25 protein-coding genes and 1 pseudogene are annotated in these 25,135 nt (G+C 60.9%); 8 read left to right on the top strand and 18 right to left on the bottom strand.

Features of this window, described 5'->3' with window-relative positions:
* The 8 genes from B5F88_RS13510 to B5F88_RS13475 all read right to left on the bottom strand — a co-directional run.
* Window positions 1-329: serine acetyltransferase (locus B5F88_RS13510; protein ID WP_087347117.1), on the bottom strand; the 329-nt coding region annotated here is incomplete at its 3' end.
* Window positions 326-1,054, bottom strand: a complete 729-nt coding sequence (locus B5F88_RS13505; protein ID WP_087347115.1) for a M15 family metallopeptidase — start codon at window positions 1,052-1,054, stop codon at window positions 326-328. The genes B5F88_RS13510 and B5F88_RS13505, both read right to left, overlap by 4 nt.
* Entirely contained in the window at window positions 1,051-2,094 is a 1,044-nt protein-coding gene (gene vanG / locus B5F88_RS13500; protein WP_343286471.1) for a D-alanine--D-serine ligase VanG, read from the bottom strand. The genes B5F88_RS13505 and vanG overlap by 4 nt, the downstream gene beginning before the upstream one ends.
* 120 nt (window positions 2,095-2,214) lie before the next feature.
* The gene (locus tag B5F88_RS13495; protein WP_242959794.1) at window positions 2,215-3,333 is read right to left on the bottom strand and encodes a HAMP domain-containing sensor histidine kinase; all 1,119 of its coding nucleotides are present in this window, start codon (window positions 3,331-3,333) and stop codon (window positions 2,215-2,217) included.
* On the bottom strand, window positions 3,326-4,021 hold the full coding sequence (gene vanR, locus B5F88_RS13490; RefSeq protein ID WP_087347107.1) for a VanR-ABDEGLN family response regulator transcription factor: 696 nt from the start codon (window positions 4,019-4,021) through the stop codon (window positions 3,326-3,328). The genes B5F88_RS13495 and vanR overlap by 8 nt, the downstream gene beginning before the upstream one ends.
* A 45-nt stretch (window positions 4,022-4,066) precedes the next feature.
* The gene (locus B5F88_RS13485) at window positions 4,067-7,228 is read right to left on the bottom strand and encodes a hypothetical protein (protein WP_087347104.1); all 3,162 of its coding nucleotides are present in this window, start codon (window positions 7,226-7,228) and stop codon (window positions 4,067-4,069) included.
* Window positions 7,225-9,669, bottom strand: a complete 2,445-nt coding sequence (locus B5F88_RS13480; protein ID WP_087347102.1) for an MMPL family transporter — start codon at window positions 9,667-9,669, stop codon at window positions 7,225-7,227. Before B5F88_RS13480 ends, B5F88_RS13485 begins: the two co-directional genes overlap by 4 nt.
* A gap of 8 nt (window positions 9,670-9,677) precedes the next feature.
* Complete coding sequence (locus tag B5F88_RS13475) at window positions 9,678-10,241, bottom strand: TetR/AcrR family transcriptional regulator (RefSeq protein WP_087347099.1); 564 nt, start codon at window positions 10,239-10,241, stop codon at window positions 9,678-9,680.
* A 188-nt stretch (window positions 10,242-10,429) separates the two neighbouring features.
* On the opposite strand from B5F88_RS13475, the gene B5F88_RS13470 reads away from it, so the two are divergent.
* From B5F88_RS13470 to B5F88_RS13450, 5 genes are all read left to right on the top strand, one after another.
* The gene (locus B5F88_RS13470) at window positions 10,430-11,179 is read left to right on the top strand and encodes a hypothetical protein (RefSeq protein ID WP_087347096.1); all 750 of its coding nucleotides are present in this window, start codon (window positions 10,430-10,432) and stop codon (window positions 11,177-11,179) included.
* A complete protein-coding gene (locus B5F88_RS13465) occupies window positions 11,173-11,475 on the top strand; it encodes a PadR family transcriptional regulator (protein WP_087347092.1) in 303 nt (100 codons plus the stop codon). The genes B5F88_RS13470 and B5F88_RS13465 overlap by 7 nt, the downstream gene beginning before the upstream one ends.
* Window positions 11,476-11,566: 91 nt before the next feature.
* A complete protein-coding gene (locus B5F88_RS13460) occupies window positions 11,567-11,896 on the top strand; it encodes a cupin domain-containing protein (protein ID WP_087347089.1) in 330 nt (109 codons plus the stop codon).
* A 19-nt stretch (window positions 11,897-11,915) separates the two neighbouring features.
* Window positions 11,916-12,260: a cupin domain-containing protein gene (locus B5F88_RS13455; protein WP_087347086.1), complete on the top strand. Its 345-nt coding sequence runs from the start codon at window positions 11,916-11,918 to the stop codon at window positions 12,258-12,260.
* 104 nt (window positions 12,261-12,364) lie between these two features.
* Window positions 12,365-12,841: a hypothetical protein gene (locus tag B5F88_RS13450; RefSeq protein WP_087347083.1), complete on the top strand. Its 477-nt coding sequence runs from the start codon at window positions 12,365-12,367 to the stop codon at window positions 12,839-12,841.
* 48 nt (window positions 12,842-12,889) lie between these two features.
* Here the strand turns inward: B5F88_RS13450 and B5F88_RS13445 are convergent, their stop codons facing one another.
* The 9 genes from B5F88_RS13445 to B5F88_RS13410 form a co-directional block, all read right to left on the bottom strand.
* Window positions 12,890-13,462 carry a 4Fe-4S binding protein gene (locus tag B5F88_RS13445; RefSeq protein WP_087347080.1) on the bottom strand — a complete coding sequence of 191 codons (573 nt, stop codon included), beginning with the start codon at window positions 13,460-13,462 and terminating at the stop codon, window positions 12,890-12,892.
* Window positions 13,459-13,662 (bottom strand): 4Fe-4S binding protein, encoded by a 204-nt coding sequence (locus B5F88_RS13440; RefSeq protein WP_087347077.1) that lies wholly within the window; start codon window positions 13,660-13,662, stop codon window positions 13,459-13,461. The genes B5F88_RS13445 and B5F88_RS13440 overlap by 4 nt, the downstream gene beginning before the upstream one ends.
* The gene (locus B5F88_RS13435) at window positions 13,652-15,373 is read right to left on the bottom strand and encodes an FAD-dependent oxidoreductase (RefSeq protein ID WP_087347071.1); all 1,722 of its coding nucleotides are present in this window, start codon (window positions 15,371-15,373) and stop codon (window positions 13,652-13,654) included. The genes B5F88_RS13440 and B5F88_RS13435 overlap by 11 nt, the downstream gene beginning before the upstream one ends.
* A gap of 21 nt (window positions 15,374-15,394) precedes the next feature.
* Window positions 15,395-15,706 (bottom strand): rhodanese-like domain-containing protein, encoded by a 312-nt coding sequence (locus tag B5F88_RS13430; RefSeq protein ID WP_087347066.1) that lies wholly within the window; start codon window positions 15,704-15,706, stop codon window positions 15,395-15,397.
* Window positions 15,707-15,814: 108 nt separating this feature from the next.
* Window positions 15,815-16,489 (bottom strand): Crp/Fnr family transcriptional regulator, encoded by a 675-nt coding sequence (locus B5F88_RS13425; protein WP_204887138.1) that lies wholly within the window; start codon window positions 16,487-16,489, stop codon window positions 15,815-15,817.
* Window positions 16,490-16,797: 308 nt separating this feature from the next.
* Window positions 16,798-17,451 (bottom strand): methyl-accepting chemotaxis protein, encoded by a 654-nt coding sequence (locus B5F88_RS21520; protein ID WP_242959793.1) that lies wholly within the window; start codon window positions 17,449-17,451, stop codon window positions 16,798-16,800.
* Window positions 17,452-17,482: 31 nt separating this feature from the next.
* On the bottom strand, window positions 17,483-18,550 hold the full coding sequence (locus tag B5F88_RS21515) for a methyl-accepting chemotaxis protein (protein WP_140402123.1): 1,068 nt from the start codon (window positions 18,548-18,550) through the stop codon (window positions 17,483-17,485).
* 28 nt (window positions 18,551-18,578) lie between these two features.
* The gene (locus B5F88_RS13415; protein ID WP_204246243.1) at window positions 18,579-20,114 is read right to left on the bottom strand and encodes a beta-glucuronidase; all 1,536 of its coding nucleotides are present in this window, start codon (window positions 20,112-20,114) and stop codon (window positions 18,579-18,581) included.
* Complete coding sequence (locus B5F88_RS13410) at window positions 20,111-21,016, bottom strand: AI-2E family transporter (protein WP_087347062.1); 906 nt, start codon at window positions 21,014-21,016, stop codon at window positions 20,111-20,113. The genes B5F88_RS13415 and B5F88_RS13410 overlap by 4 nt, the downstream gene beginning before the upstream one ends.
* An 883-nt stretch (window positions 21,017-21,899) precedes the next feature.
* Here B5F88_RS13410 and dhaS point away from each other — a divergent pair.
* Together dhaS and B5F88_RS13400 are read left to right on the top strand one after the other, a co-directional pair.
* Window positions 21,900-22,493, top strand: a complete 594-nt coding sequence (gene dhaS, locus B5F88_RS13405) for a dihydroxyacetone kinase transcriptional activator DhaS (protein WP_087347059.1) — start codon at window positions 21,900-21,902, stop codon at window positions 22,491-22,493.
* Window positions 22,494-22,544: 51 nt separating this feature from the next.
* Entirely contained in the window at window positions 22,545-23,414 is an 870-nt protein-coding gene (locus B5F88_RS13400) for an EamA family transporter (protein WP_087347057.1), read from the top strand.
* Window positions 23,415-23,512: 98 nt separating this feature from the next.
* Here B5F88_RS13400 and B5F88_RS13395 read toward each other — a convergent pair whose 3' ends face one another.
* Window positions 23,513-24,541, bottom strand: coding sequence for a hypothetical protein (locus tag B5F88_RS13395; protein ID WP_087347053.1), 1,029 nt, complete (start codon window positions 24,539-24,541; stop codon window positions 23,513-23,515).
* A gap of 230 nt (window positions 24,542-24,771) precedes the next feature.
* On the opposite strand from B5F88_RS13395, the pseudogene B5F88_RS13390 reads away from it, so the two are divergent.
* Window positions 24,772-25,135: pseudogene (locus tag B5F88_RS13390) on the top strand (hypothetical protein); the annotation flags it as partial.

The raw sequence follows: 25,135 nt of genomic DNA, 5'->3' as shown, positions 1-25,135 counted from the left end.
GCCCCGATCCAGCAGCCGTTGCCCACCACCGGGGCCTTCCGGTCCACCTCCCCGATGGTGACGTTCTGGTAAATGCGGCAGTTGGCTCCGATGACGGCGTAGCGGGAGATAAACACACCGTGGAGCCCATGGGGGAGGGTGGGCTCCCCCTGGATCACCGCCCCCGGACCCACATAGCCCCCGTGGCGGTGGGCCGAGCGGTTCATCAAAAAGGTGAACAGATCCCGCAAGAACCGGCTTTTGGCCCCGCTGCGCAGCCGGTACAGCCGCCAGAAGCCCCGCAGATTGTCCCCCTTGGAGCAGTCGGTCATCCAGCCCCGCACGCTCATGCCGTTCTGCCCCCTTCCCACCAGCGGGTGAGGATACGTCCGCCCCGGTTGTCCGCCGACACCAGGCGGTGCTCCCCCTCCTCCGGCGGCGGAAGGGCGGACGCAGGCCCGGCGCAGTAGCTCAGCTGGAAGGAGCGGCCCTCCCCCTCAAAGACAAAGGGCTTTCCCCCCACGGGGTACTGGGTCAAAAACTCCAGATATTCCTCCAAAGTCAGGCCCAGGGCGGTCATGGCGACCCCGTGGGGCACCCCCACATAGCGGAAGTGCCAGGGCTCGTGGGCAATGCCGGTGACCGCCTCCTTTCCGGCGGGGTAGCGCAGGACAAAGCCGTACCGGGGGGCCAGCCGCCGGAAGGCCCCGCACACCCCGTCCTCCGGAAAGTGGGGGCGGATAAAGTCGATGTGGGGAGCGGCCAGGCCCAGGTCGATGGCCAGACCGGTCTGGTGTTCGCTGCACCCGGGCTGGGCCACATACTGCCGGGTAAAAACCTCCCCCTCCTCCGCCCAGGTCTGGTCCCAGATGGCCTGCTGCTGGGCCTGGCTGCGCCAGCCGGAGGCGGGGACGATGGCCCCCACGCCGCCCACCGCCTGGATGCAGGCTCCCAGCAGCCGGGCGGCCCGCCGCTCCAGCAGAATGTGGGGATGGGCCTCGTCCACCGGCACCAGGTCGGGAGCGGGACCGGGGGAGAGGGGATGGGCGGCGTTTACCAGAATCAGGGTGTTCATGACAGCTCCTCCGTTTCCACCATTTTGCTCACCAGTGTGGAAAAATCCAGGCCGATCCCCTTCATCATGTTGGGGTAGCGGCTGTGGGCGGTAAAGCCGGGAATGGTGTTGACCTCGTTGAACAGGAGCCCGCCCGCCGGGGTGAGGAAGAAGTCCACCCGGGCGAAGCCCTTGCAGTCCAGGGCCCGGTACACCGTTTTGGCCGCCTGCCGGACCCGGTCCGCCGTCTCCGGGGGAATGCGGGCGGGACAGTGGATGGCGGAGGTTTTCAGAGTATACTTTTCCTCGTAGTTGAAAAAGCCCTGGGACAGCTGGATCTCGTCCACCTGGCCCACGGTCAGCTCCCCGGTGCCCAGCACGGCGCACCCCACCTCAAAGCCGTCCACCGCCTCCTCCAGCAAAATCTCCCGGTCGTGGGAAAATGCCTCCTCCACCGCCCGGGGCAGCCCCTCCGGGCCGGCTACCCGGGTGATGCCGAAGGAGGAGCCCGCCCGCACCGGCTTGACGAACAGGGGGTAGCCCAACTCCTCCGCCGCCCGGCGGATGGCCTCCGGCTCCGCGCCCCAGCGGAATACCGCCCCCTTGGGGACGGGCACCCCCGCCAGGGCGGCCAGCTTGTGGGAGCGGTCCTTGTCCATGCACAGGGCGCTGGAGAGGGCGCCGCAGCCGATCACCGGCGCCCCCGCCAGCTCCAGCAGGCCCTGAAGGGTGCCGTCCTCCCCGTTTTTCCCGTGGAGCACCGGGAAGGCCCCGTCAAAGGGGAGAGCCCTCCCGCTGCCGTCCAGCAGCAGGAGCCGCCGCTCTCCCCGGTCCAGGGACAGGGTGCAGGGGACGCAATGCTCTCCCTGCCAGCGGTCCTCCGCAATGGCCTCCAGCGGGCCGGTGTAGCACAGCCACCTGCCCTGCCGGGTGATGCCCACCATCAGCGGGGTATAGCGGGTAGGGTCCATGTGGCTCAAAATACCGTGGGCCGACTGCAGCGACACCTCATATTCGGTGGAGCAGCCCCCGAACAGTACCAGAATGCGTTTCATCACCAAAACCTCCCAACGAAAAATGCCTTGTCTCGGTACACAAATGGTACCAAAACAAGGCATTTCTTGCTTTTCTTTTCCCTTGCGAGGTTCCTGCGAAATTGTGAGGAAACCCTTGCGATTTTCTTACGCGGGGCCGTTCAGGGGGAGGAGTACGGTGAAGATGATCTGCTCGTCGGCGCTTCTGGCATAGATGGCGCCGCCGTGGGCCTCCACGATCTCCCTGGCGATGGCCAGACCCAGCCCGGCGTTGCCGCTGCCGGTGCCTCTGGAGCTGTCCAGCCGGAAGAACTGCTCAAACATCCGCTCCAGTTTTTCCGGCGGGATGGTGCGGCCGGCGTTGGAGAAGGTGAGCACCACCCGCTCCCCCTCCGGATGGCCCTCTACCTGGAGGGCGCTGTCGGGGTAGGCATAGTGGCAGGCGTTGTTCAGCAGGTTGTCAAACACCCTGGCCATCTTGTCCGGATCACAGACCAGCCGGAGTTCACCGGGTAAGTCCAGGTTACAGGTCATCCCTTTTTCCCGCAGCATGGGGCCGAACTCGCTGACCACCTGCTCCAGCATCCGCCGTAAATCCACGTCCTGGAGTTCCAGTTCCAGGTGGCTGAGATTGAAGCGGGTGATGTCGAAGAACTCGTTGATCAGCTCCTCCAGCCGCTCCGCCTTGTCCAGCACCACGCCGGTGTACCGGGCCCGGGTCTCCACGGGCAGCTCCGGCTCGTCCCGCAGCAGGGTCAGGTAGCCGATGACGCTGGTGAGAGGGGTTTTCAGGTCGTGGGCCAGGTAGACCACCAGGTCGTTTTTCCGCTGCTCGGCCTCCCTGGCGGCCTGGGCGGCCCGGAAGGCCCGCTCCCGGGCCAGGTTGAGCTGGTCCTCGGCCCGCTTCAGGCCGGGAGGCAGGCGGATGGGGTCCGCCCCCGGCTGGGCCAGCTCTTCCGCCCCCGCCAGCAGCAGCTCGCTGTCCCGGGCCATTTTTCCGATAAACTGATAGCTGATGACCACCCAGCCCGCCAGCACCGCCGCCATGCCCACAAAGAAGATATAGTCCCGCACCCAGGAGAAGAGACGGTAGAGAAAGCTGCTCTCATACCAGGTGAACTGGCTGCACACCAGAAATCCCACAAAGATCAGGGCCAGTACCGCCGTCACCCAGGCCACCAGCGAGAGCAGATAGAGCCCCCAGGTGCGCAGGGCGGCCTGATGGCTCCGGCGGCGCAGCCCCTCGTTCCGCAATTGCTCAGACAACGGTGTACCCCACCCCCCACACGGTTTTGATAAACTTGGGCTTTTTGCTGTTCTCATGGAGCTTTTCCCGCAAGCGGGCGATGTGGCTCATGACGGTGTTGTTGCTGTCCATGAATTTCTCCCCCCACACCGCCTCAAACAGCTCCTCGCTGGACACCACCTGCCCCTGATGGGCGCACAGGTACCACAGGATGTTGAACTCCAGAGGGGTGAGAGCCACCTCCTGTCCGAAGAGGACGCACTTGTGGGTGGCCCTGGAGATCTGCAGGCCCCGGATGTCCAGCTCCTGGACAGGCTCCGCCCCGCCGGCGGAGTTGTACCGGGTGTACCGCCGCAGCTGGGTTTTCACCCGGGCGGTGAGCTCCAGGGGGTTGAAGGGCTTGGTGATGTAGTCGTCCGCCCCCAGGGTGAGGCCGGTGATCTTGTCCATGTCCTCCACCTTGGCGGTGAGCATGAGGATGGGGAACAGGTGCCCGCTCTCCCGGAGCTTCTGGCACAGGGTGAAGCCGTCCCCGTCGGGCAGCATGACGTCCAGAATGGCCAGGTTCACCGGATGGGCCTGCACGCAGGCCAGGGCCTGGGCCACGGTAAAGCACTTGTGTACCCGGTAGCCCTCGCTTTTCAGGTAGACCTCCACCAGCTCGGCGATGGCCCCCTCGTCGTCCACAATCATGATCTCAACGCTCATACAACTCTCCCCGGTATCCTGATCTTGTGTTCAGAATACCACAGCTCAGGGAGAAATACCACTGCCGGCGGCAATTTTGGCCTTTTTCCGGTGGTGGAGCAGCCCGCCCGCCGCAACTAGGGCCAGCAGGGCTCCCGTCCCCGCCAGGAGCAGCCAGACGGATACGTTATCCTCTTCCAGCAGGGCCACCTCCCCCTGGACGGGGGCCTGGAACACCAGATAGCTGCCGTCCAGGGTGCTGTCCGCCCGCACCCACACGCCGTTTTGCAGCAGGGCGGCAGCGGGATGCTTTGTCCCGCCGGTGTACAGCCGGAGGGTGACAGTGTCCTCCTTGCTCCCGGTGACGGTGTACTGCCAGGCCTCCACCGGGGCGGCGTCCAGCCCGGTCTGGCTGGGCAGCTCGCTCTCGCTGGTGGTGAGGGCGGCGTCAGGGGAGAAGCTCCCCTCCACCAGCAGCCGGGCCACCCCCTCCTGGTCGGCCAGGGTGGTGGTGGGCTGGGCAAACTGGGCCTGGATCACCCGGGAGCGGCGCAGGTTCCGGGTGGGGAAGTCGGGCCACTGGCCGTAGGAATCCTCCCCCTTGGGGGGAGCGGGCACCAGGCTCAGGTCCAGGTCCCCGCCGTAGGAAAAGGGCACCTCGGCCACCAGCGCCCCCTCCGACTCAAAGCGGTAGGAGAAGGTGAGAAAATCCTCCGGCAGGCCGGACAGCTGGGAGAAGGCGTCAAATGCCAGGCCTTCCACCTCCCCGGCGTAGTCCACCCCGTCCAGCCCCGCCAGCTCCTCCTGCAGGTAGCAGTTGCCCGACAGGGTCCCGGTGGCCTCGCCGGCGATGGCGCCCCGGTACTCGCCGTCCCCCTGGGCCTGCACCATGCTCCGGCAGTCGGTCAGGTCTTTCCCCAGTCCGGCCACCCCGCCCAGCCAGCTCTGGCCGTTCAGGTCCACCAGGGCGGCGCAGCGGAGGATTTTGCCCCGGGTGCGCCCGGCGATCCCGCCGCAGTAGTCGCCGCCGGTCTCCACCGTGCCCCGGGCGGCGCAGTCCAGAATGGCCCCCGCCTCGCACCGGCCGGCGATGCCGCCGCCGCACTCGGTCTTGGCGGACAGGTCCCCGTCGTAACGGCATTGGCGGATCACCGCCCGCAGGGTGGCGGTCACGTCGCTGAGCAGCTCCATGTCCCCCAGATCGAAGGTGGCCTCCGGGTCGTCTCCCAGCTCCGGGGCCACCGCCCCGGCGATGCCGCCCACGTTCACGTCCCCCTGGACGGAGGCGGAGACGGTACAGCTTCCGATGAAGCCGGGGCCCTCCTCCACCTGGTCAGTCAGGTCGTTGACGGTGACCTCCGGCTCCTCACCCAGGCCGTAGATGGCCTGGCGTACCTGCTCCAGCTGGTCCAGCATGGCCTGGGTGATGGCGTGCAGCTCCTGCCGGTCCTGGGCCGCCCCCTGGGTCATCTGGTCGGTCCGGTTCTGGATGGCGGTGAGCTGGTCATTGATGTCGTCGGCCGTGCTCTGGGCCTGATCGCCCAGGGTGTCGGTATAATGCTTCAGCAGGTCCCGGATCTGGTCGGCGGCCAGGCTCACCTGATCCAGACTGCCCGCCGCCTCCCGGGAAAACTGCTGCTCCGCCTGGAGCAGGCCGTCCAGAGCCTCGTTGAGGGTAGAGAGGGCGTCGTCCATCTCCCGGCCATTCTCCCGCAGGGTGTCGGACAGCCGGTCATAGAGACTGGACAGGGAGGCGGGCAGGCCGGCCGCCAGCCGGACGGCCTCCTGCAGGGCGCTCTCCATGGCGTTCAGGTGGCCTTTCAGATTCAGGGTGGGGAAGGGCAGCTGGAGAGCCTGCTCAAACTCCCCGGCCAGCACCAGACGGGCCACCTCTTCCACATACTGGGCCACCCCCGCCACCTCCTGCTCCAGGGCCTGCCGGTGAGAGAGGGCGGTCTGCAGCTGGCTGTGGATGGCGGAGACGGTGCGCTCCAGCTCCTCCACCGTCTTGCCAGTCTCCCGGTCGGTCTGCCGGGCCAGCTCGCTCAGGGCCTGGCGGAGCCGGTCGGACTGGTCCAGGGCGGTCTGGAGCTGGTTGCCCGCCCTGTCGTTCAGCCGGGACAGGCTGGCGCGCAGCTCATCCAGCGCGTCGCCCATATCGCCTGTGTACTGGTAGAGCTGGTCGGAGGCCTCCCGCAGGTCGGTGCCCCCCTGGGTGCCCGCCTGATAGGCCCGCTCCTGAATGGCGGCCAGGGCGTCGCCGATGGCCTGGGCGTCCTCTATTCCCCGGCCCGCCATGGAGTCCAGGGTGTCGGCCAGCCCGCCCAGCTGCTCCAGCAGGGCGCTGAGGCTGTCGTCCAGGATTTGGGCAGGAGAGGGACCGTAGGACAGGCTGGTGTAGGGCTCAAACTGGCCCACGATCCCGCCCACATCCTTGCGGCCCCGGACGGGGCCGGTGTTGGTGCAGCCGGTGATCTCCCCCGATTGCAGCCCGGCGATGCCCCCCATGTTGTAGCCCACATGCTGGTAGCCAACCTCACCGCTGTTGACGCAATTATGGATGGTGCCCCGGGACAGCCCGGCGATGCCGCCCACGCTGGTGGGGGCCTCCTGGTCGGGGCTGACGTTCACCGCGCCGGTGTTGGAGCAGTCCTGGATCAGCCCCAGGTTCTGCCCCGCCACCCCGCCGGCGTTGGTCACGCCGGTCACCAGGGCGGAGCTGGTACAGGAGAGCAGGCTGCCCTCCGCCTCATTGCTCCCCACCAGGCCGCCCACGTTCTCCTGGCCGGAGACGGTGCCGGCGGCGGCGCAGCGGCGGAGGGTTCCGTGGTTCTCCCCGGCCAGCAGGCCCACCGAGGCTGCGGTGCCCTGGGGGGAGAGGTTTCCCTCCACCGTCAGGTCCTCCACCACCGCGCTGGCGGTGAGGGTGCGGAACAGGCCCACCCTGGAGCCCTTGCCGGTGACGGACAGGCCGGAAATGGTGTGGCCATTGCCATGGAAGGTGCCCTGGAAGATGGGGATGGGGGCAAAGCTGCCGTCCAGCTCCAGGTCGGCGGTGAGCTCTGCCGTCACCCCCTGGGACCAGGTATCCTTGGTGCACAGCTGGGCAAACCGGGCCAGGTCCTGGGGGGTGGCGATGGAAAAGACCTCCTCCGCCGCCCGGGCCGGCAGCAGGGCGGCCAGCAGGGCCAGGGCGGTGAGCAGGGAAAAAAGTCGTCTGCGCTTCATGGTGTATGTTCCTCCTGCTGGGACAGGTCCAGCTCCTGATAGTTGCTCTCGATCACGGCGTCCACGCTGCCGTGGAGCACCCCCTTGAATTCGCCGTCCACAAAACCGGACACATGGCCCCGGATGTGGCCGTCCAGCCGCATGGTACCCTTGTTGAACCGCTGGGCCCGGTCCCGGTTGAGGGTGATGGCGGTGTGCTCAATGAGGGCGTCTCCCAGCAGGAGCAGCTGGGGCAGCACGGTCATCACCAGGATGATGGAGGTGACGGTGCCCCGGCCCAGGGTCTGACCCACCGAGCCGATGGTGGCGTCGGTGGAGATCCCCCCGATGAGGAAGCCCGCCACCGCCATGATGGTGCCCGAGGTGAGGATGGTGGGGAAGCTCTGGCTCAGGGCCTCCACCACCGCCTGTTTCCGGTCCATGAGGGTTTTCAGCTCCAGGTAGCGGTTGGTGATCACGATGGCGTAGTCGATGGTGGCACCCATCTGGATGGAGCTGACCACCAGGTAGCTGAGGAAAAACAGGTTGGTGTCGGTCAGCACCGGCACCGAGAAGTTGAGCCAGATGGACCCCTGAATGGTGAGTACCAGCAGGATGGGCAGTCCGGCGGACTTGAAGGTGAACAGCAAAATCACCATGACGAACAGGGCGGTGAGGATGCTGATTTTCAGGTTGTCCCGGGAAAAGGAGCTGGCCAGGTCCAGGGCGTTGGTGGAGTTGCCCACCAGAATGACGTCGTCTCCGTACTCGTCCTGGGCGATGGCCCGTAGCTGCTCCAGCAGGGTCTGGGCCTCCTCCCCCTCGGTGGGCACGTCGGCGATGAACACCAGCCGGGACCAATGCTCTCCCCGCAGCTGCTCCAGGCCCACGTCCAGCTGCTCCTGCAGCTCATCCACCTTCTGGGCCTGGTCGGCGGTCAGGGATACCACCCCCTTGTCCTTCTGTTCCAGCAGGAACTCGAATACGTCGATGAGGGGCACGGCGTAGTCGTCGGGGTCCTGGAAGATGGCCCCGTACTCCTCCACGCTGAGGCCGTAGGCCTGATAGAGCAGCCGGGCCAGCTCGATGTCCACCCCTGCCAGCTCGGAGAACTGCCGGGGGGTCATCTGGTCGGTGAGCATCCGGCCCTCCTCCACCTCGATATTGGCCAGACCGGTGGCCTGGGTGACCTGGGGAATCTGGGCCGCCCGCTCCAGGATCCGGCCCTCCTTCTCGTAGTCCCCCCGGGGCACCAGAACAGCGATGGTGTTGCTGGCGCCGAAGGTGTCGGCCACCTTCTCGTCGGCGATGCGCCAGTCGGGCTTGTTGTCAAAGTCGGTGTCGTTGGCGTCGAATACGTAGTCGCACCGGGCGGAGAGCACCGCCCCCGCCACCACCGCCACCAGGAAAATGGGGGGCAGGACAAACCGCAGCCGCACCACTCCCTTGCCCCAGAAGTTGATTTTGGGCACCAGATCCCGGTGACGGGTGTGGTCGATGGCCCCGCTGAACAGCATCAGCAGGCCGGGCATCAGCAGAAAGACGCACAGCATGCTGCACAAAATGCCCTTGGACAGGACGATGCCCATGTCAAAGCCGATGCGCAGCTGCATGAGCATCAGGGCCACCAGTCCGGAGATGGTGGTCAGGCTGGAGGAGGAGATCTCCACAATGGCCTTGCTCAGGGCGGCGATGTCGGCCTCCCGGGGGTCCAGGCCGTTGTCCCGCTCCTCCATGTACCGGTGGCAGAAGATGATGGCGTAGTCGATGGCCAGGGCCAGCTGGAGCACCACCGCGATGGAGTTGGTGATGAAGGAGATGGTGCCGAAGATAAAGTTGGTGCCCATGTTGAGGATTGCCGCCGCCACAAAGACGATGAGGTAAACCGGCACTTCCATGTAGCTCTTGGAGGTAAACAGCAGCACCACCACAATCACCGCCGCGGCGATGGCCAGGATCACCGTCATCTCCTTCTGCAGGGAGGCCGACTCGTCCCGGCCGATCTGGGTGGAGGGGTAGACGTCGTAGCCGTCCAGCACCTGGAGGACCTGTTCCATGGCGGCCACGGTGGCGGGATCGGTCTCCTCCCCGTCAAAGGAGAGGGTGAACAGGGCGGCGGAGTCCTTGTAGTGGGCCTGGGTGTCGTCAAAGACCACCTGGGACACGCCGGGTACGGCGGCGAGCTGGTCGGCCAGCTCCCGGGCGGTGTCGTAGCTCACATTGGATACCATCACGTTGGCCGAGCCCAAGGTGATAAACTCCTCCTCCATAATGGTCAGCCCCCGGCGGGTCTCGGTCTCCGGCGGCAGATAGGAGGTGATGTCGTTGTTTACCTGTACCTTGTTGATGGAGGCGGCGGAGAAGAGAACCGCCGCAATGAATACCAGGTAAAAGGCCTTGCGCTTATCTACGATAAAGCGGGCCAGCTTGGTGATGGCGCTTTCGGTTGATTTCTGTTCCATGGCGGACCTCACAAAATGGGAATAAATTGTTCCAGGTTGGCCAGCAGGTGGTCCACGGGGAGGGGCTGGCTGCTGCTCAGCCACCAGCGGATCAGGGAGAGCATAGCTCCGGTGTAGAAGTGGGCGGCCACCTGGGGGTCCATGGAGGGGGAGGCCTCCCGGAACCGGGGCTCGGAAAACAGGCGGCACAGCTCCTGGGCGGCGCAGTCCTCCAGGGCGTGAACCTGTACATCCGCCCCGCTGTTGAGGCAGGCGCGGTAGAGCTCCCGCCGGCTGGCGAAAAAGGTAAAGGCGTTCCGGGCCGCCGCCATCAGGTACTCTCTGGGGGTGCGCTCGGGGTACTGGGGCTGGCAGGTGGCGATGCACTCCCGCTCCAGTCCCTCCAGCAGGTAGCGCAGCAGCTCCTGCTTGTCGTTGAAGTGGGCGTAAAAGGTGGTGCGGTGGACCATGGCCCGGCCGCAGATGTCCACCACCGACAGCTCCTGAAAGGGTTTTTCCACCAGCAGCTGGGCCAGCGCCTCCACCAGCAGCCTGCGGGTTTTGCGCTGGCGCAGGTCCAAATGGGTTTCCATAGGAATTCCTCCTTGCTGAGCGTGGAGCTATCATACCGCTGTAAACTACATTTGTCAAGATAATATACAGATGTAGATTAAAAGGGAAAGCTGGCCCCTTGACAAAGGGGGAGCCAGGTGGTATAATCATGGTGAAATTACTGTATTTTTTACAATAGTTATTTTATCAGTAGAGGAGCGGATGGACCATGATCCAGAGCAGCTATCGGAAGCGGTTTTCCCGCCTGGTGCGCTGGCGGCTGCCCAGAGCGGAGGCGGAGGGGGTTCTGGCGGATTATGAGGAGATCTTCGCCCACCACCGGGGGGAGGATGACGCCGCCCTTACCCGGAGCCTGGGGGAGCCCCGGCAGGCGGTGGGGCTGCTGACCCAGCCGGGGGCCTACCGACGCTGGCTGGCGGCCTTTGCCTGGATGGCCTTCTGCCTGCTGCTCCCCCTGGTGCTGCTGCTGCGAGGTCAGTTCTGGAGCCAGCCCACGGCTCTGATGGCCGGGCTGCTCCTGGCGGGCATGGCGGTCTCCCTGGCGCAGTTCCGGCCCCGAGCGGGAAGGGGACCTATGCCCCGGGGCCTCCGCCCCGCCCTGGCGGGGCTGGCGGTCCTGCTGACGGCGGTGGGCTGGGTGCTGGGCTGCCTGTTTACCGAAGCCTGGACCAGCTGGCCGGCGGAGTGGTATGGGCTGACCGCCCAGTGGGTCCTGTGCCTGACGGGGGCGGCGGGGGCCGCCGCCGGCCTGCTGGGGGTGGTGAAGGCCCGGCTGGACGACCGCCGCTGGAGCGCCCTGTACATCCTGGGCCTGACGGCGGTGACGGTATGCGTGCTGATCCTGGCCTTTCTGACCAGACTGGACAGCGCCTCCGGTGGGGCGTGGGCGTCCTATGCCCTTCCCTGGGGCCTGCTGGGGGCGGCGGGTCTGGTGGGAACGGGGGTGGCCCTGTGCTGAAAAAGGACCTCATTCAGCTGTGCCTGCTCCATCTGCTGGCAGGGGAGGACCTGTACGGCTATGAGATCCTCCGCCGGGTCCATGAGAGCTTTCCTGACACCCAGGAGAGCGCCGTCTACGCCCTGCTCCGGGGCCTGTGCAAAGAGGGGTATACCCGGCAGTACCAGGGGGAGACCTCGGAGGGGCCCGCCAGGAAATATTACCGCCTCACCCCGGCGGGGGCGGAGAAGCGGGACGACCTGCTGGGACAGTGGCGGCGGCTGCGGGACGCTCTGGCAGAGCTGGGCGTGGAGTGAGAAGAACCTTCATTTCGTTGCCATGGCAACGGAATATTACCTCCAAAAGGGGTATACTGAACACAGAAAAGGACCTGAGGAGGCGAATCGGATGGAAGTTCTGCGCAATCTGCCCACCGGGGAGCCGGAGCAGCTGGCCGGGCTGATCACCGTCCAGCCTGGGCGGGTGGTCAGCATGGCCATGAGCCGGAGCCAGCGCTGTCAGATGACCCTGCTGGCCTTTGGCGACGGGGAGAGCGTCAGCGAGGAATGTTATTTTGGCGATACGCTCTACTATGTGCTGGAGGGCGGCCTGTCCGTTACCCTGGAAGGGGCGGTCCGGCAGCTTCGGACGGGGGACTGCCTGGCGGTGCCCGCCGGGACCAGCCACGCCGTGGCCGCTCCCGAGAGCTGCAAGCTGCTGCAGATTACCCTTTCGTAACAACAAGGAGGAAGCGAATATGGAAGCCCTGATCAAAAACGTACCCCACGCCCAGCCCTTTGCCCTGAGCCAGCAGGTGGACTACCAGCCCGGCAAGGTGGTCAGTCTGACCCTGGCCCAGCAGCCCGGCGTGGGGATCACCCTCTTTGCCTTTGACGCCGGCGAGGCCATCAGCACCCACGCCGCCGGAGGCGACGCCATGGCCACCGTGCTGGAGGGCACCGCCCGGATCACCATTGACGGCGTGCCCTATACCGTGAACGCCGGCGAGGCCATTGTCATGCCCGCCGGGATTCCCCACGCCGTGGAGGCGGTTACCGCCTTCAAAATGTACCTGGTGGTGGCAAAGGCGCCCAATATTTGATTGAAAAAGCCGCCCTCCGCACCCCTGCTTTGCAGAAAAAGTCCGGCCTATGGGACATGGCATCCGGTATAATAGAGACAGAAACAGACAAGGGGGGCTGTGTGATGACGGTATCTGAATTTCAGAGCAGGTGTAAAAAGAGCGCAAAGACCATTCACAGCTGGCTGCGGCAGGGGTATCTTCCCGGCGCGGTGCAGGATCCGGCCACAGGGGAGTGGGACATTCCGGAGCACGCCAGGGAGCCCTACACCGGGACCCGGGCCAAGACGGCCCGGGCCATCTGCGCCAGCATGGTGCAGGCGGCCAACAGACGCCAGCACATTGTCCCGGCCCTCTACCACCTGGACCCCTCCGAGTTTGAGGGCTACATAGACGCGCTGGTGGACGCGGACCTGCTCTGCCGCCGCACGGTGGACGGCGTGACCTATTACGACGCCACCCTGAAGGGCCAGGAGTACGCCTCTCTCTCAGGGGACAAGCTGAAAAAGCTGGTGGGCGAGTGCCTGTCCACAGCCGTGGTGGCCATCGTAAAGGGGTGTACCTCCGCCGTGCTGGAGGCCGGTCTGGGAAAGGTGATCTGAAGCAAAAAGCCCTCATAGCCAAATTGGCTATGAGGGCTTTGGTTTGTCTCAGGGGCCTTTGCGGACTTTGCACACCAGCTGGGTCATGGTACCCATGGGGCAGCACACGCACCAGGTCCGGGGCCGGAACAGAAGCATCAGCACCAGTCCCAGCAGGGTGGAGGTGAGCATCACGCTGTAAAAGCCGAAGGCGAACTGGGCGACCCAGGCGGGCACGCCTCCGTGGTAGGCCCAGCTCCAGGGCACCCGGAAGGTCCACAGCAAAGTGACCGCCTCGCCCAGATTTCGGGCCTGGGAAAAGACCAGATAGGTGGTAAACAGCATATTGCCGAACATCACCAGGAAGAAGATGAGAAAGCCGTACCGGAAGGCGTTGCTCCGCAGCCAGCCCGGGGCCGGCAGCCGGCGGGACAGGCTCAGCCGGCCCCCCAGCAGCTCAAAGAGCTGGCCCCGGCCGCAGTAGCGGTTGCAGTAGGCCTTCCCCTTTCCAAAGATGGACAGCAGCAGTGGGATGAAAAAGCACAGCAGGCCCAGCCAGGCAAAGAGGATGTTGAAGAAGCCGAGAATCAGATAGGCGGCTGAGAGGACCCACAGCCAGTCGTACCAGTGCTTTTTCTTCATAACTGCTCCTCTCTGGATACCAGGGTGATGATCTCGGCGGGGCAGACGGCGGCGCATTTGCCGCAGCCCACGCACCGCCCGGCGTCCACCTGGGTGTAAAGGCCCCGGTAGACCGTCACAGCCCCCAGGGGGCAGACCTTGGCGCAGCAGCCGCAGGCCACGCACCGCTTCTGGGGCAGCTGGGCCAGCTTACGCGCCATGGCTGTCCTCCCCGATGGGGATGCCGCAGGGATGGGTGGGGGCGGCGTCGTGGACCCGGTCCCGGGCGGCGTAGGACCAGAACCGCCAGCCGCCGGAGAGGTTGGAGCACCGGAAGCCCCGCTGGCTCAGGATCCGGCAGGCCAGATAGCTGCGCAGGCCGCTGACACAGTTGACATAAATCTTTTTGGAGGGATCCAGCTCGCCCAGCCGCTGCCGCAGGCTGTCCAGGGGGATGTGGATCACGTCCGGGCGCATCAGTCCCTGCTGGGCCACCTCGTCCGGGGTGCGCACGTCCAGCAGGATCATCGAGCCGTCGTCGGGCAGACCGGCCACCTGATCCCAGTGGTGCTGCTCCACCAGACCGGCGCGGAGGTTTTCGATGACGTACCCGGCCATGTTCACCGGGTCCTTGGCGGAGGAGTAGGGGGGCGCGTAGGCCAGGTCCAGGTGGGTGAGCTGCTGGGCGGTCAGGCCCGCCCGGACGGCGGTGGCCATCACGTCAATGCGTTTATCCACCCCGTCGAAGCCCACGATCTGGGCCCCCAGGATCCGGCCGGTGGCCGGGTCGAACAGGGTTTTGACCGTCATGTTCTGGGCTCCGGGATAGTAGGCCGCATGGGAGGCGGAGTAGGTCACCACCTTGTCATAGGCCACCCCGGCGGCCTTGGCGGACCGCTCGTTGAGGCCGGTGGCGGCGGCCGTCATACCGAAGAGCTTGAGGATGGAGGAGCCCTGAGCGCCGGAATAGCTCTGGTCCAGGCCGCAGATGTGGTCGGCGGCAATCCGGCCCTGCCGGTTGGCCGGTCCCGCCAGGGCTACCAGGGCTTTCTGGCCGGTGACGATGTGGGTGAGCTCCACCGCGTCGCCCACGGCGTAGATGTCGGGCTGGGAGGTGCGCATGTGGTCGTCCACGGCGATGGAGCCCTTCTGCCCCAGGGTGAGCCCCGCCCGGCGGGCCAGGTCGGACTCGGGGGCCACGCCGATGGCCAGGATCACCAGGTCGGCGGCCACCGGCGGCTGATCGCCGATGAGGGTCTCCAGCTTGCCGTCCTGCCGGCGGAAGCCGGTGACGGCGGTGCTCAGCCGCAGGTCCAGCCCCTGGCCCCGCAGGTAGGAGTGGACCTCCCCCGCCATGTCTTTGTCCAGGGGGAGCAGCACCTGGTCGTCCAGCTGGATCAGGGTGGTGCGCACTCCGGCGTGGATCAGGTTCTCCGCCATCTCCAGGCCGATGAAGCCGCCGCCCACCACTACGGCGGACCGGGGCTTCTTCTCCTCCAGGAAGGAGCGGATACGGAAGGTGTCCTCCACGGTGCGCAGGGTGAAGATGCCGTCCAGGTCGATGCCCGGCAGGGGGGGCCGGATGGCCTTGGCGCCCGGGGAGAGGAGCAGCTTGTCGTAGGACTCGGTGTACTCGCTTCCGTCCTCCAGCCGCCGGACGGTGACGGTGTGGGCCTCCGGCTGGATGGAGAGGACCTCGTGCTTCACCCGCACGTCGATGTTGAAGCGGGCCCGGAAGCTCTCCGGGGTCTGCAGGGTCAGGGCCTCCCGGTCCTGAATGGTGCCTCCGATGTAATAGGGCAGGCCGCAGTTGGCGTAGGACACATAGCCGGTGCGCTCCAGCACGATGATCTCGGCCTGCTCATCCAGGCGGCGCAGGCGGGCGGCGGCGGTGGCGCCTCCGGCCACCCCTCCGACAATGACGACTTTCATGGCGTTCTCCTCCTCACAGATTTAGGTCTCCAGGGGGCCCCGGTATCCGCCGATTCCCCCCAGGTTGGTGGCTTCATAGCCCTTGCGCTTCAGCCAGGCGCAGGCCTGAGCGCTGCGGGCCCCGCTGAGGCAGTAGGCAAAGACCGGCTGGCTTTTCGGCAGGTTCACCCCGCCCAGCCGGTCCAGCGGCAGGTTTTTGGCGCCGGGCACATGTCCGGCCCGGTATTCCTCCGGCGTCCGCACGTCCAGCAGAACGGCGTCGGGGGTCTCCTTCCACCGCTCCAGGCCCTCTTCCAGGCTGGGACGGCGGGCAAAAAAGTCAAACAAGCCCATCAGGCTTCCTCCTTTGTTTGGGACAGATACAAACGGCGGGCCGTCTCCGGCTCCCGGTCTCTTGTGAGATCAGGATACCAGAAACGGTCCGCCGCTTCTGTGACAATATCACTTTTCCCGCAGGCTGTCCCCCGCCAGCCGCTCCAGACCCCGCCGGTCCAGCAGCCGTACCCCGCCCCGGCCCAGCTGCACCAGGCCCTCGGACTGGAAATACTTCAGCATCCGGGTCACCACCTCCCGGGCGCTGCCCAGGTGGCGGGCGATCTGGTCGTGGGTGAGGGAGAGGGTTTCCGTACCGGCCAGCCGGCCCTCCTCCACCAGAAAGGCGGCCAGGCGGCTGTCCAGCTTCTTGCTCAGGATCTGGTCCATCAGCCACATCACGTCGGAGAACCGGCCCGCCATCAGCTGGTTGGTGAAGTTGGACACCGGCACCGAGCTCTCCATCAGGGAGCGGTATACCGGGGCGGGGAGGAGCAGGGCCCGGGTGTCCTGCCGGGCCTCCACCATCACGTCGAATTGGATGTCCCGCATGGCGCAGGAGGCGGAGAAGAGGCACAGCTCGCCCGGAAAGAGGCGGTAGAGGGTGAGCTCTTTCCCCTCGTCGGTGAGGAGGTAGGCCCGCAGCTGCCCTTCCAGAGGCAGGATCAGACCGGTGCAGTCCTCGCTGCCCCCGGAGATCAGGGTGCCCTGGGGGAAAAACCGCTCCGTTACAGCTTGGGACAGGGTATCCCGCTGGGCCTGGGTGAGCTCCCCCCAGAAAGGGAGATAGGGACCGATATCCACGTGTGTTCCTCCTTTTCGCCCGGAGCCTCCGTGGCATGATTCCGCGGCGGCGTGCCATCGCGGCCCGGTGGCCTGGCAGTGGGATTGAATCTTTATGTTATAAAATATTATAGCACGCTTCGCCGTTGGATTCAAAACGGACCGGGAAATATTTTGCGAGAAGCTGGAAAACATGTAAACGCCCCGAAAAGAGAGCGGTGGCAAAAATGAAGGCCAAGGATATGGAATGGCCGCCCTGTTCCACATGAGAAAGTCCGTTCTCAACAGAGTATTGAGAACGGACTTTTTTCTCATATAAGGATTGTATTTCAATATTTGCTGCCATTCCCGCTGGCAGAAACACAGGCTTTGCTGTCCTTTCTTTCGCCAGTGTACCCTTGATTCTTGCCTCCGGTCACTTGGAAGGTATTGAGCAGATTTTTCATCATATTGGCCTGACTGCTGAGCTGCTCACTGGCTGCGGCGCTTTGCTCTGAAGTGGCGGAGTTGGTTTGAACCACAGCGGAAATCTGGTCGATGCCCACAGAGATCTGGGAGATGGCATCCGCCTGCTCCCGAGAGGCGTGGGCAATCTTTGCGATCATGTCCAGAATATGCTCCGAGACTGCCGCCACGTCGTTGAAGGCGGCGTCCGTGCGCTTGGCGATCTCCTCGCCGTGGGAGACATGCTGGAGAGAGTTCCGGATCAAACCTGTGGTTTCCCTGGCGGCATCGGCTGATTTCTGAGCCAGACTGCGCACTTCATCGGCCACTACAGCGAACCCCTTGCCGGCATTGCCTGCCCGGGCGGCTTCCACTGCGGCGTTCAGTGCCAGAATGTTGGTTTGGAAGGCGATGTCATCGATAACCTTGATGATGTTTTGAATATTGTTGGATGCCTGGGCGATCTCCTTAATAGAGACGAGGAGCTGCTCCATCTCCTCCTTACTTTTTTTAACAATTTCTCTGCTTTCCTGTCCCATCTGATCCGCCTGCTGGGAAAACGCCGCGGCGTCAGAAATTGTGGTTGGATATATCGGCAATAGCGGCGGAGAGCTCCTCCACACTGCTGGCCTGTTCTGTGGCGCCCTGCGCCAGGGCCTGGGCCCCATCGGCCACCTGCTCCGCACCTGTGCTCACCTGGGCGGCGGAGGTCTCCAGCTCGCCCAACGTGCCTCTCATTTTCTCTTGAAACCGCTCAATGGAAGACTGTATGTGGGCAAAATCGCCACGGAACTGAATGGGGCACTCATAGGTAAAATTGCCGAGAGAGAACTCGGTCATGCCTTTGTCGATGGTATCGATATAGTTGGCCAGTTCCTGAAAGGAAAAATTCAGCTGCTGAGCCAGTTCGCCAAATTCGTTGCTGCCATGATAATCCACATGAACCTTCAGATTGCCCTCGGACAATCCTTCGGCGGCGGTGCAGATATTGCTTACCGCTTTGGTAATCCTATCCGTGGTTTTTAGCGCCACCGCCAGACCGAACACCAGGGCCAGTGCAAAGACCACCCCCAGCACAACCATATATATGTTGAGCATCACCAGAATACTCTGCTCCTGCTTGGCACGCTCCTGGGTGGTGACGGAGTCAATCTCCTGGGCGATGCTGGCCAGTTCGGTCAGGGCAGGGGAGCACTCATCCAAAATCGTCCGCTTGGCCAGTTCCCAGTTTCCGCTCTTGGCCTCGCTGATGACCTCCTGGGCGATGTCAAACCAATTCTGGAAAGCGGCTTCGTACCGCTGGGCCAGCCCGTCCTGTGTGCCGTGGGTATCCTTGAAGATTTGAACCTGCTCCTCAATGATCTGGAGGTTGTTGTTGATGCTGGATTCAAAGGCTGGGATCTCTTGGGGATTCTCCGCCAACACCATTTCCCGGAGATTTCGGCCTGCTGTGTTGGCTGCGATTCGGCAGTCTTTGACGGCGCTGTCCGCATTCAAGACCTCATTGACCAGTACATCTGTATTCCGCTTGGTGTTTTGCAGCCCTAGAATGCCGGTCAGAGCGATGATCCCCGCGAGGGCGATCAGTATAGAGAATATGGTCAGGAGATACGGTTTTAGTTTTATCTTATTAAACATGCTGAATGCTCCTTTTATCCATATCAATTTATAATGAAAAAAAGGTACAACTGCCTGGTGCGAGCGAAACCGTTCCCTGGGGCTGTAGCTCCGGCACAAGTTCAGGGAGACCGCAATTGCCTGAAATGGTTAATTCTGTTCCGTTCAGCAGCATCGCGGAAGAACGCATTGTTTGGGCGTGCAGCGTGTAGCGCAGGGCTTTTTGGGGAATCGTCACGGAAATGGCGTCCGTGAGCGAATTGTTGATGATCAAATAGACCACCCCGCAGGCTCCGTCTTTTCGGGAGTGGCAGTAAACATGGACATTTTCCCGGTTGAGTTCCCTGCAATCATATACGGCACTTCCCATCAGCCGGTTCCAGAGCAGGGCGGCGAAGTAATTGGGGCGGGGCAGAAAGGTGCCGTGTTCCAGAAAGCCATAGTCGGAGGAGGCCAAGGTGTTGTGGAAAATAACGCCATCGGTGATGGTGGCATAGCTGCCCAGCTCGTTCAGCGTACGCAGAACGTCCAGATACGTGGAGGCCCAGGTATCCCCGCCTCCGCCGGCGTCGCCGGATTCCGTGACCCACATCTGTCCGCCGGGGACGAACCTGTCCCTGAGCGCTGCATGGGCTCTGGCGCAGTCCGGAGCCACAGCCAGGTATGGGTCGCTGTGGGCCAGATGGCTGGGCCAGTGGGCGGCCGGCAGGACCCCGGCGATCCGCTCGGAAATCCCATTGTAATAGTGATAACTGAACACATCCAGGGGGATTTGCGTGCCTGCCAGCAATTCTTCCGTGGTGCAGGTCTTGGTCATACTGGCAATTCCGGCCCCGAACCCTTTGCTCTCCGGGCCTGCGGCAGCAGGATCCCCGGTGGTGCATGGGCCGACCAGGAGACAGTTGGGATAATTGGCCCGAACCCATCTATATAGAATATCCTGATCCCGGGCGTAATCCGCGGCGGTATAACCCTGGGGGGCGCCGGACAACTCCAGCATATTGGGCTCATTCATAAATTCTATGGCGTCAATGTCTCTGTTATGCCGATGGCTGAAGTCAAAGATTTTCTTTGCCTGAGTCAGCTCCAGCGGTCCCCCATGAGGGTGGTCGCCGGCGCAGTTGCTTACAGAGATCAGCAGCTTGGCACCCACATAAGCCGCAAAGTCCAAAACTCCCATCCACTGTTCACGGGTCAGGACATTGCTATAACCAGCGGGAGCCTTTCCTCCGGTCACACCCTTGAAGTCGTAATAGGTTTTTGTGGCCCACGTGCCGGATACACGGATCCAGGCAGGGCCAAGGGCTTTGGTAAGCGCCCGCAGCCGCTTGTTATACAGGTCAATGGGGGGATAATGCTCCATCAGCTCAGGCATGGCGGTCACATCGGTGAACGATGTGACCGAAGGAAATTCCGCTGTACCGGCAATCTGTTCTCTGGTGTAGGACTTCCAGAAGGTTCCGCCGGTTACCTCGGTCATCTCAATGTTATAGGACATAAGCCGTTTGTCCACATGGCGGATCAGACGGTTGGGATGAACAGTCAAATGGATGCCTTCTTCTGAACATTGGTTTTCACTTTTCATACCTTTACACACTCCTTTGCTTGAGGACGATTGACATCCTCCTTGACAAGCCGGTACAAAGCTGCGGCCAGAGGAACGCACAGCAGCATTCCCGGAATCCCCATCAGGCCGCCGCCCAGCGTGACGGCTGTCAGCACCCAGATGGCCGGGAGTCCCAGGGAGGAGCCGACGACACGGGGATAAATCAGATTTCCCTCCAGCTGCTGCAATATGACGATGAAAATGAGAAAAATAATTGCCTTAGCAGGCGAAACTGTAAGGATCATAAACGCGCCCACGCCTGCGCCAATGTAGGCGCCCGCCACAGGAATCAGAGCGGTAAAGGCAATGACGGCACCTGTCATAGTGGCATAAGGCTCTTCTCCTTTCGCCTTTTTGCGGAGAATGGCTACAACCAAATCAAAGATACCTACGCCCACCAGCACCGCACCGGTGAAGAGCCATAGAACTTCTGTGGATGCAAAGGGATTGCAGAGAACCACAATGGCGCATATCAGGGAAAGAACCGCATTGACTGCGGCCCAACTCCATCTGCTGTTTTTTAAGCGGATCATGTCAATGGAAAGCTGAATTTTGCTGATTCCGGTTATTAAAATGAGAGCCCCATATACGATAGTCAATGCGGGAAATGCGGCAAGGAACCATTCCCATTGCATCACGCAAAACACGCCGGCCAGAACAGAGATAAGGCCTTTGGTAAGCAACTGTCCCAAGGCTGCAGTCTCTGCATCTGTCCTGAAATAGGTTCCGGCTTGAACAAGGCCCAGTACGATCAGCACGATACCGGTTCCTATGATGACCGTAGAAGTAAATCGAATTGGATCAAGCAGAAGTAAGATGCCTGTGATCAATTCTACGATGCATAAGACAAAGGCGGTTGCAGATTCTTTGAATGATTTCATAAAAAGTCCCTCCAAATCAAATCGGTTTTGATGGAACGACTGCAGCGGAACCCTCTGTGCCGCTGCAGTCAGCCGCAGAAGTCAGAGAAAATGGATATGCTGCCCTTGTGCGCGCCCTGGTTGAGCGCTTCATAAATTTGATTCCCATAGAGAAAGCGGGACTGTCCCATGGACAGCCCCTCCTGGAAGATCATTGCCGTTTTCATGCTGATGTGAGATAATGCGGTGGGAGTCCGGTGGGCGTATGGCATCAGCAGATGAAAGCGGGTGAAAGGTCAAGCGAAAATCCCCCTTATCTGCTGTATGCGAGAAGTATTGTAATCAAAAAAGCAGATCGTTTCATTAGGCAAAGCCCTGCTCGCGTTACACTTTTCCTCAGTTCCATTGTTAGTGTTACATTTTGGGACAAAAGCGGTCGTTTGTCCCAAGCTTGTGGGGAGAGAATTCTTGACAAAGATCCCCTTTCTGTGTAAGGGGAAACGAGCGCTTGAATGTGAGAGGTTGTACAGAACAAATTGGGACACAAAGGCGGATTTGTCCAAAGGCGAAATGCGGAATTGAGTTGAGAATTTTTTTGCGATATGATATACTGGCCATCATGTAGGGGAGTAGTCAGCACTTTGGTGTGATGATGCCAACATACCGGAAATTTCCTGGTATTATCTTAAATGACGAGACTTATCTGTTCTGGCAGGTAAGTCTCTTTTTTTACCTGCCGGTTCCATTTCTTTGAGAGAAAATGTGGAGGTTGGGGGACTTATGACCATTTCAGGCGGTGTTTCCATGGATGCCTTTGCCATCGCAATCTGCAAAGGTCTTTCTGTGGCTGGTATAAAAATTGGAACTTACAGTGGGCATTTGCGGATATGAGGAAAGACTGTGCATGGCAGATTCCAATATTACAAAGCGGGCATTGGCAACTTCCTTGAAAGAACTGATGGCGGAGCAGCCCTTTGAGAAGATCAATGTGGCGCAGATCTGCGAACGCTGCAATATGAACCGAAAGAGCTTTTACTATCACTTCAAGGATAAATACGACCTTGTAAATTGGATTTTTGATACAGAATTTATTGAACTTCTCAAGCATGAAAATTTGAACGCCAGCTATACAGAGCGCCGGGCCTTTATTGAAAAGAACTGCCGATATTTTTACCAGAACCATTCCTTCTACCGCAAAGCCCTGCAGATCAAGGGGCAAAATTCTTTTAGCGATCACTTTCGGGAATATATTCGGCCGTTTATAGCAGAGCGTATTTCCAGTTTGTTTGGAGGGGAACAAGTAGACGAGTTTATTTTGGACTTTTTCGGCAATGCGGTGATATGCACCATGGAGCGCTGGCTACGTGCCAAAGAATGTATGCCGCCGGAGCAGTTTGTGGAAAAACTCAAGAGGCTTACAGAAAAGTGTGCGCATTCGATTTGTCAGGAGATACCTCAGACAGAGCAAGGAAAAATCCCCCAGACAAAAGGGCAATGACGTAAGGACTCCGCTTGGTGATCATAAAGCGTATCATTGGAGGAAGAGGAAATGTGGTGGTTAGTGGCGGCGATTTTATCATCCGTTTTTGCGGGCTTAACTGCCATCCTCGCAAAATGTGGAATCAAAAAAACGGACCCTGATCTTGCGACCGCTATACGGACAGTCATCGTGTTGGTGTTTTCCTGGCTGATGGTTTTTGTGGTTGGCTCCGCCGGAACCATCACGCGGATCAATTCAACTTCGCTGCTGTTTTTGATATTGTCCGGGGCTGCGACAGGCGCTTCTTGGATGTGTTATTTCAAGGCGCTGTCTGTTGGGGATATCAACAAGGTCGTTCCCATTGACAAATCCAGCACGGTCCTCTCCGTCCTGCTGGCAATCATTTGCTTTGGAGAGACAGAACATCTTTTCATCAAACTGCTCAGCACGCTCATCCTTGGCGCCGGAATCGTTTTGATGGTGGAGAAAAAGGAAAGCAGCAGGGAGAGTACGGATCATACATACATTTTCTATGCAATCGGCTCAGCAGTGTTTGCTGCACTGACATCCATTCTGGGCAAGGTGGGCATAACCGGAGTGGAATCCAATCTGGGGACGGCGATCCGAACGGTTGTTGTTTTGATCATGGCGTGGGTCGTGGTCTTTATGAAGGGCAAGCAATCCCAGCTCCGGCATCTTGATAAAAAAGAATTGATCTTTCTGTTCTTTTCCGGCATTGCAACCGGTGCTTCGTGGCTGTGCTATTACTACGCCATTCAAAACGGAGTGGTAAGCATTGTTGTTCCGATTGATAAAATGAGCATCCTTCTCACAATTGTATTTTCCTATTTTGTGTTTGGAGAGAAGCTGAGCAAAAGAGCCGGCATTGGTCTTTGCCTTATGACAGCCGGAACACTGATAATGACCTGCCTGGGATAGTGTTCTGAAGAAAAGCGAGTATGAAAACAAACCGTTGTCTCCACACAAAATAACGTGCGCGTATCGCAGTGTCCATGCGATACGCGCACGTTATTTTATCAGGAAGATGCTGGTGCGGATTTGGGATAGGCTTGCTGAAGGAGGGGGAGCAGTCCATCCTGAAACAAATTGCCAAAAGGAGCGCGGTCAGGATGGTCTAGAGCAAACAGCTGCCCGCTCCCGTTGAATAATACACAGCAGGCGTCATCAGAGATTATTTCATCCAGATTTTGGGTATCACAAGTGAGTTCCCAAGGTGCCGTCTGATAGGATTGCCCTGTTCTCACTTGTATTGCCGCCTGGTGGGCCAGATGCTGAATGTTTGCCGGGCAGTCTGGCTTAGCTGCCAGTGCGGTAAACAGAGGATGCGTCTGTTGGGTCTCGCAGAACAGCTCGCCGTTCAGAATGAATTGCAGATCTTTCTGTGAGTAGGGGTAATAGACCGAATAGGGCAGCTGGGCATTCCTCAGTATGGTGCAGGCCTCGTTGGCTCCGCTTTCCCACCGGACCACTGGCATAAGGTGCTTGAGGGGGATAATCTCATCCAAAATTGCAGGGGTTATGTCCTCCGGCCGGCAGAAGAGGAAAAACGCACTGTCGGAATGGCGCTTAATCAGTGGGAAGAGCTCCATTGGATTGCTGTGAGACAGGAGGATCCAACTGTAAATTCCCAGCTGTTCCCCCTCTTGGATGGCCAGGTCATACTGAGGAAGGTGAGTGGAATACTGGGGATCATCCATTTGAAAGAGCACCGTCCAGGGAATGTTGAAGCCCAGGCGCTTTTCATTCATACGGATACGCTGGGCGCCCCAGGTACAGCTGTTGTAGCCCAGGTTCATGCCGAATTTTACCAGGTGTTCCGTCTCAATGTGGTTGACGGCATCTTCGACCAGTGTATAGTATGCGCTTTCTTCATGCTCCAGCATGGTGCTGGCCGTCTGAAAGAAGCGGCTTTGAAATCGGCTTTCTGAAAAGTTCAGTGCCATGTCCACTAAATTCCGGATGCTCCGTTTGGGGTTTTCTTTCAAACCCTTTAAAGTTTGCCGGACGGTGGTCTCGATTAAGATGCGGGACATACTGTTTTCCATAGATGGGTCTCCTTCCCGGGTGGCTGTATCTAATTAAGCTATAGAAAAAGCTTAGTACCGCATAAGCGCGGGGACAAGGGACACTTTACGCGCTCTGTCCCAAAAAGTAACGCTGGCTATGGGATGTCGTAATTTTTGACCGGCGGTATATTGTGTCCCGTGACTTTTCACGGCTATTTCCTATAATGTGCCTTAATCACCCGGAATCAGACAAGGAAAGGAAGAACCATATGAGTGTGAAAGACAATATGCAGAACTTTGCCATCAATCAGGCGTTGAGGTACATTGAAGGGAACCCGGAGGAGAATATCCCCAAGCTCATGTCCTTGGTGGACCGTTTTAGCCCGGAGGGGTGGTATCAGGGCCAGCGGGATGCCATCCGTCAGGTCATTGAGGAAAAGAACAACTGGTATCAGCTGATCCTGCGCATTTATGAGCTGGACCCTGGCGTACGCCGCGCCTTTTTCCAGAACTTCCTGTTTAACGCTAGGGCTTGTTTGAAAAATCAGGAGACTTGTTCTAAGTCAACAGAATTGCAATGGCGGCAAGGTGAACGAAGGCCAAGAAGGAGGTGTCCAGCTTGTCGTATCTGGT

It is taken from the genome of Flavonifractor sp. An306 (assembly GCF_002159455.1).
Taxonomy (GTDB): domain Bacteria; phylum Bacillota; class Clostridia; order Oscillospirales; family Oscillospiraceae; genus Flavonifractor.
This window is presented reverse-complemented; position numbering and strand designations above follow the sequence as displayed.

Coding starts and splice junctions, on each gene's coding strand:
- B5F88_RS13505 (WP_087347115.1), bottom strand. CDS start 1,054: ATGAACACCCTGATTCTGGTAAACGCCGCCCATCCCCTCTCCCCCGGT.
- vanR (WP_087347107.1), bottom strand. CDS start 4,021: ATGAGCGTTGAGATCATGATTGTGGACGACGAGGGGGCCATCGCCGAG.
- B5F88_RS13485 (WP_087347104.1), bottom strand. CDS start 7,228: ATGAAGCGCAGACGACTTTTTTCCCTGCTCACCGCCCTGGCCCTGCTG.
- B5F88_RS13480 (WP_087347102.1), bottom strand. CDS start 9,669: ATGGAACAGAAATCAACCGAAAGCGCCATCACCAAGCTGGCCCGCTTT.
- B5F88_RS13475 (WP_087347099.1), bottom strand. CDS start 10,241: ATGGAAACCCATTTGGACCTGCGCCAGCGCAAAACCCGCAGGCTGCTG.
- B5F88_RS13470 (WP_087347096.1), top strand. CDS start 10,430: ATGATCCAGAGCAGCTATCGGAAGCGGTTTTCCCGCCTGGTGCGCTGG.
- B5F88_RS13460 (WP_087347089.1), top strand. CDS start 11,567: ATGGAAGTTCTGCGCAATCTGCCCACCGGGGAGCCGGAGCAGCTGGCC.
- B5F88_RS13455 (WP_087347086.1), top strand. CDS start 11,916: ATGGAAGCCCTGATCAAAAACGTACCCCACGCCCAGCCCTTTGCCCTG.
- B5F88_RS13450 (WP_087347083.1), top strand. CDS start 12,365: ATGACGGTATCTGAATTTCAGAGCAGGTGTAAAAAGAGCGCAAAGACC.
- B5F88_RS13445 (WP_087347080.1), bottom strand. CDS start 13,462: ATGAAGAAAAAGCACTGGTACGACTGGCTGTGGGTCCTCTCAGCCGCC.
- B5F88_RS13440 (WP_087347077.1), bottom strand. CDS start 13,662: ATGGCGCGTAAGCTGGCCCAGCTGCCCCAGAAGCGGTGCGTGGCCTGC.
- B5F88_RS13435 (WP_087347071.1), bottom strand. CDS start 15,373: ATGAAAGTCGTCATTGTCGGAGGGGTGGCCGGAGGCGCCACCGCCGCC.
- B5F88_RS13430 (WP_087347066.1), bottom strand. CDS start 15,706: ATGGGCTTGTTTGACTTTTTTGCCCGCCGTCCCAGCCTGGAAGAGGGC.
- B5F88_RS21520 (WP_242959793.1), bottom strand. CDS start 17,451: ATGGGACAGGAAAGCAGAGAAATTGTTAAAAAAAGTAAGGAGGAGATG.
- B5F88_RS21515 (WP_140402123.1), bottom strand. CDS start 18,550: ATGTTTAATAAGATAAAACTAAAACCGTATCTCCTGACCATATTCTCT.
- B5F88_RS13415 (WP_204246243.1), bottom strand. CDS start 20,114: ATGAAAAGTGAAAACCAATGTTCAGAAGAAGGCATCCATTTGACTGTT.
- B5F88_RS13410 (WP_087347062.1), bottom strand. CDS start 21,016: ATGAAATCATTCAAAGAATCTGCAACCGCCTTTGTCTTATGCATCGTA.
- dhaS (WP_087347059.1), top strand. CDS start 21,900: ATGGCAGATTCCAATATTACAAAGCGGGCATTGGCAACTTCCTTGAAA.
- B5F88_RS13400 (WP_087347057.1), top strand. CDS start 22,545: ATGTGGTGGTTAGTGGCGGCGATTTTATCATCCGTTTTTGCGGGCTTA.
- B5F88_RS13395 (WP_087347053.1), bottom strand. CDS start 24,541: ATGGAAAACAGTATGTCCCGCATCTTAATCGAGACCACCGTCCGGCAA.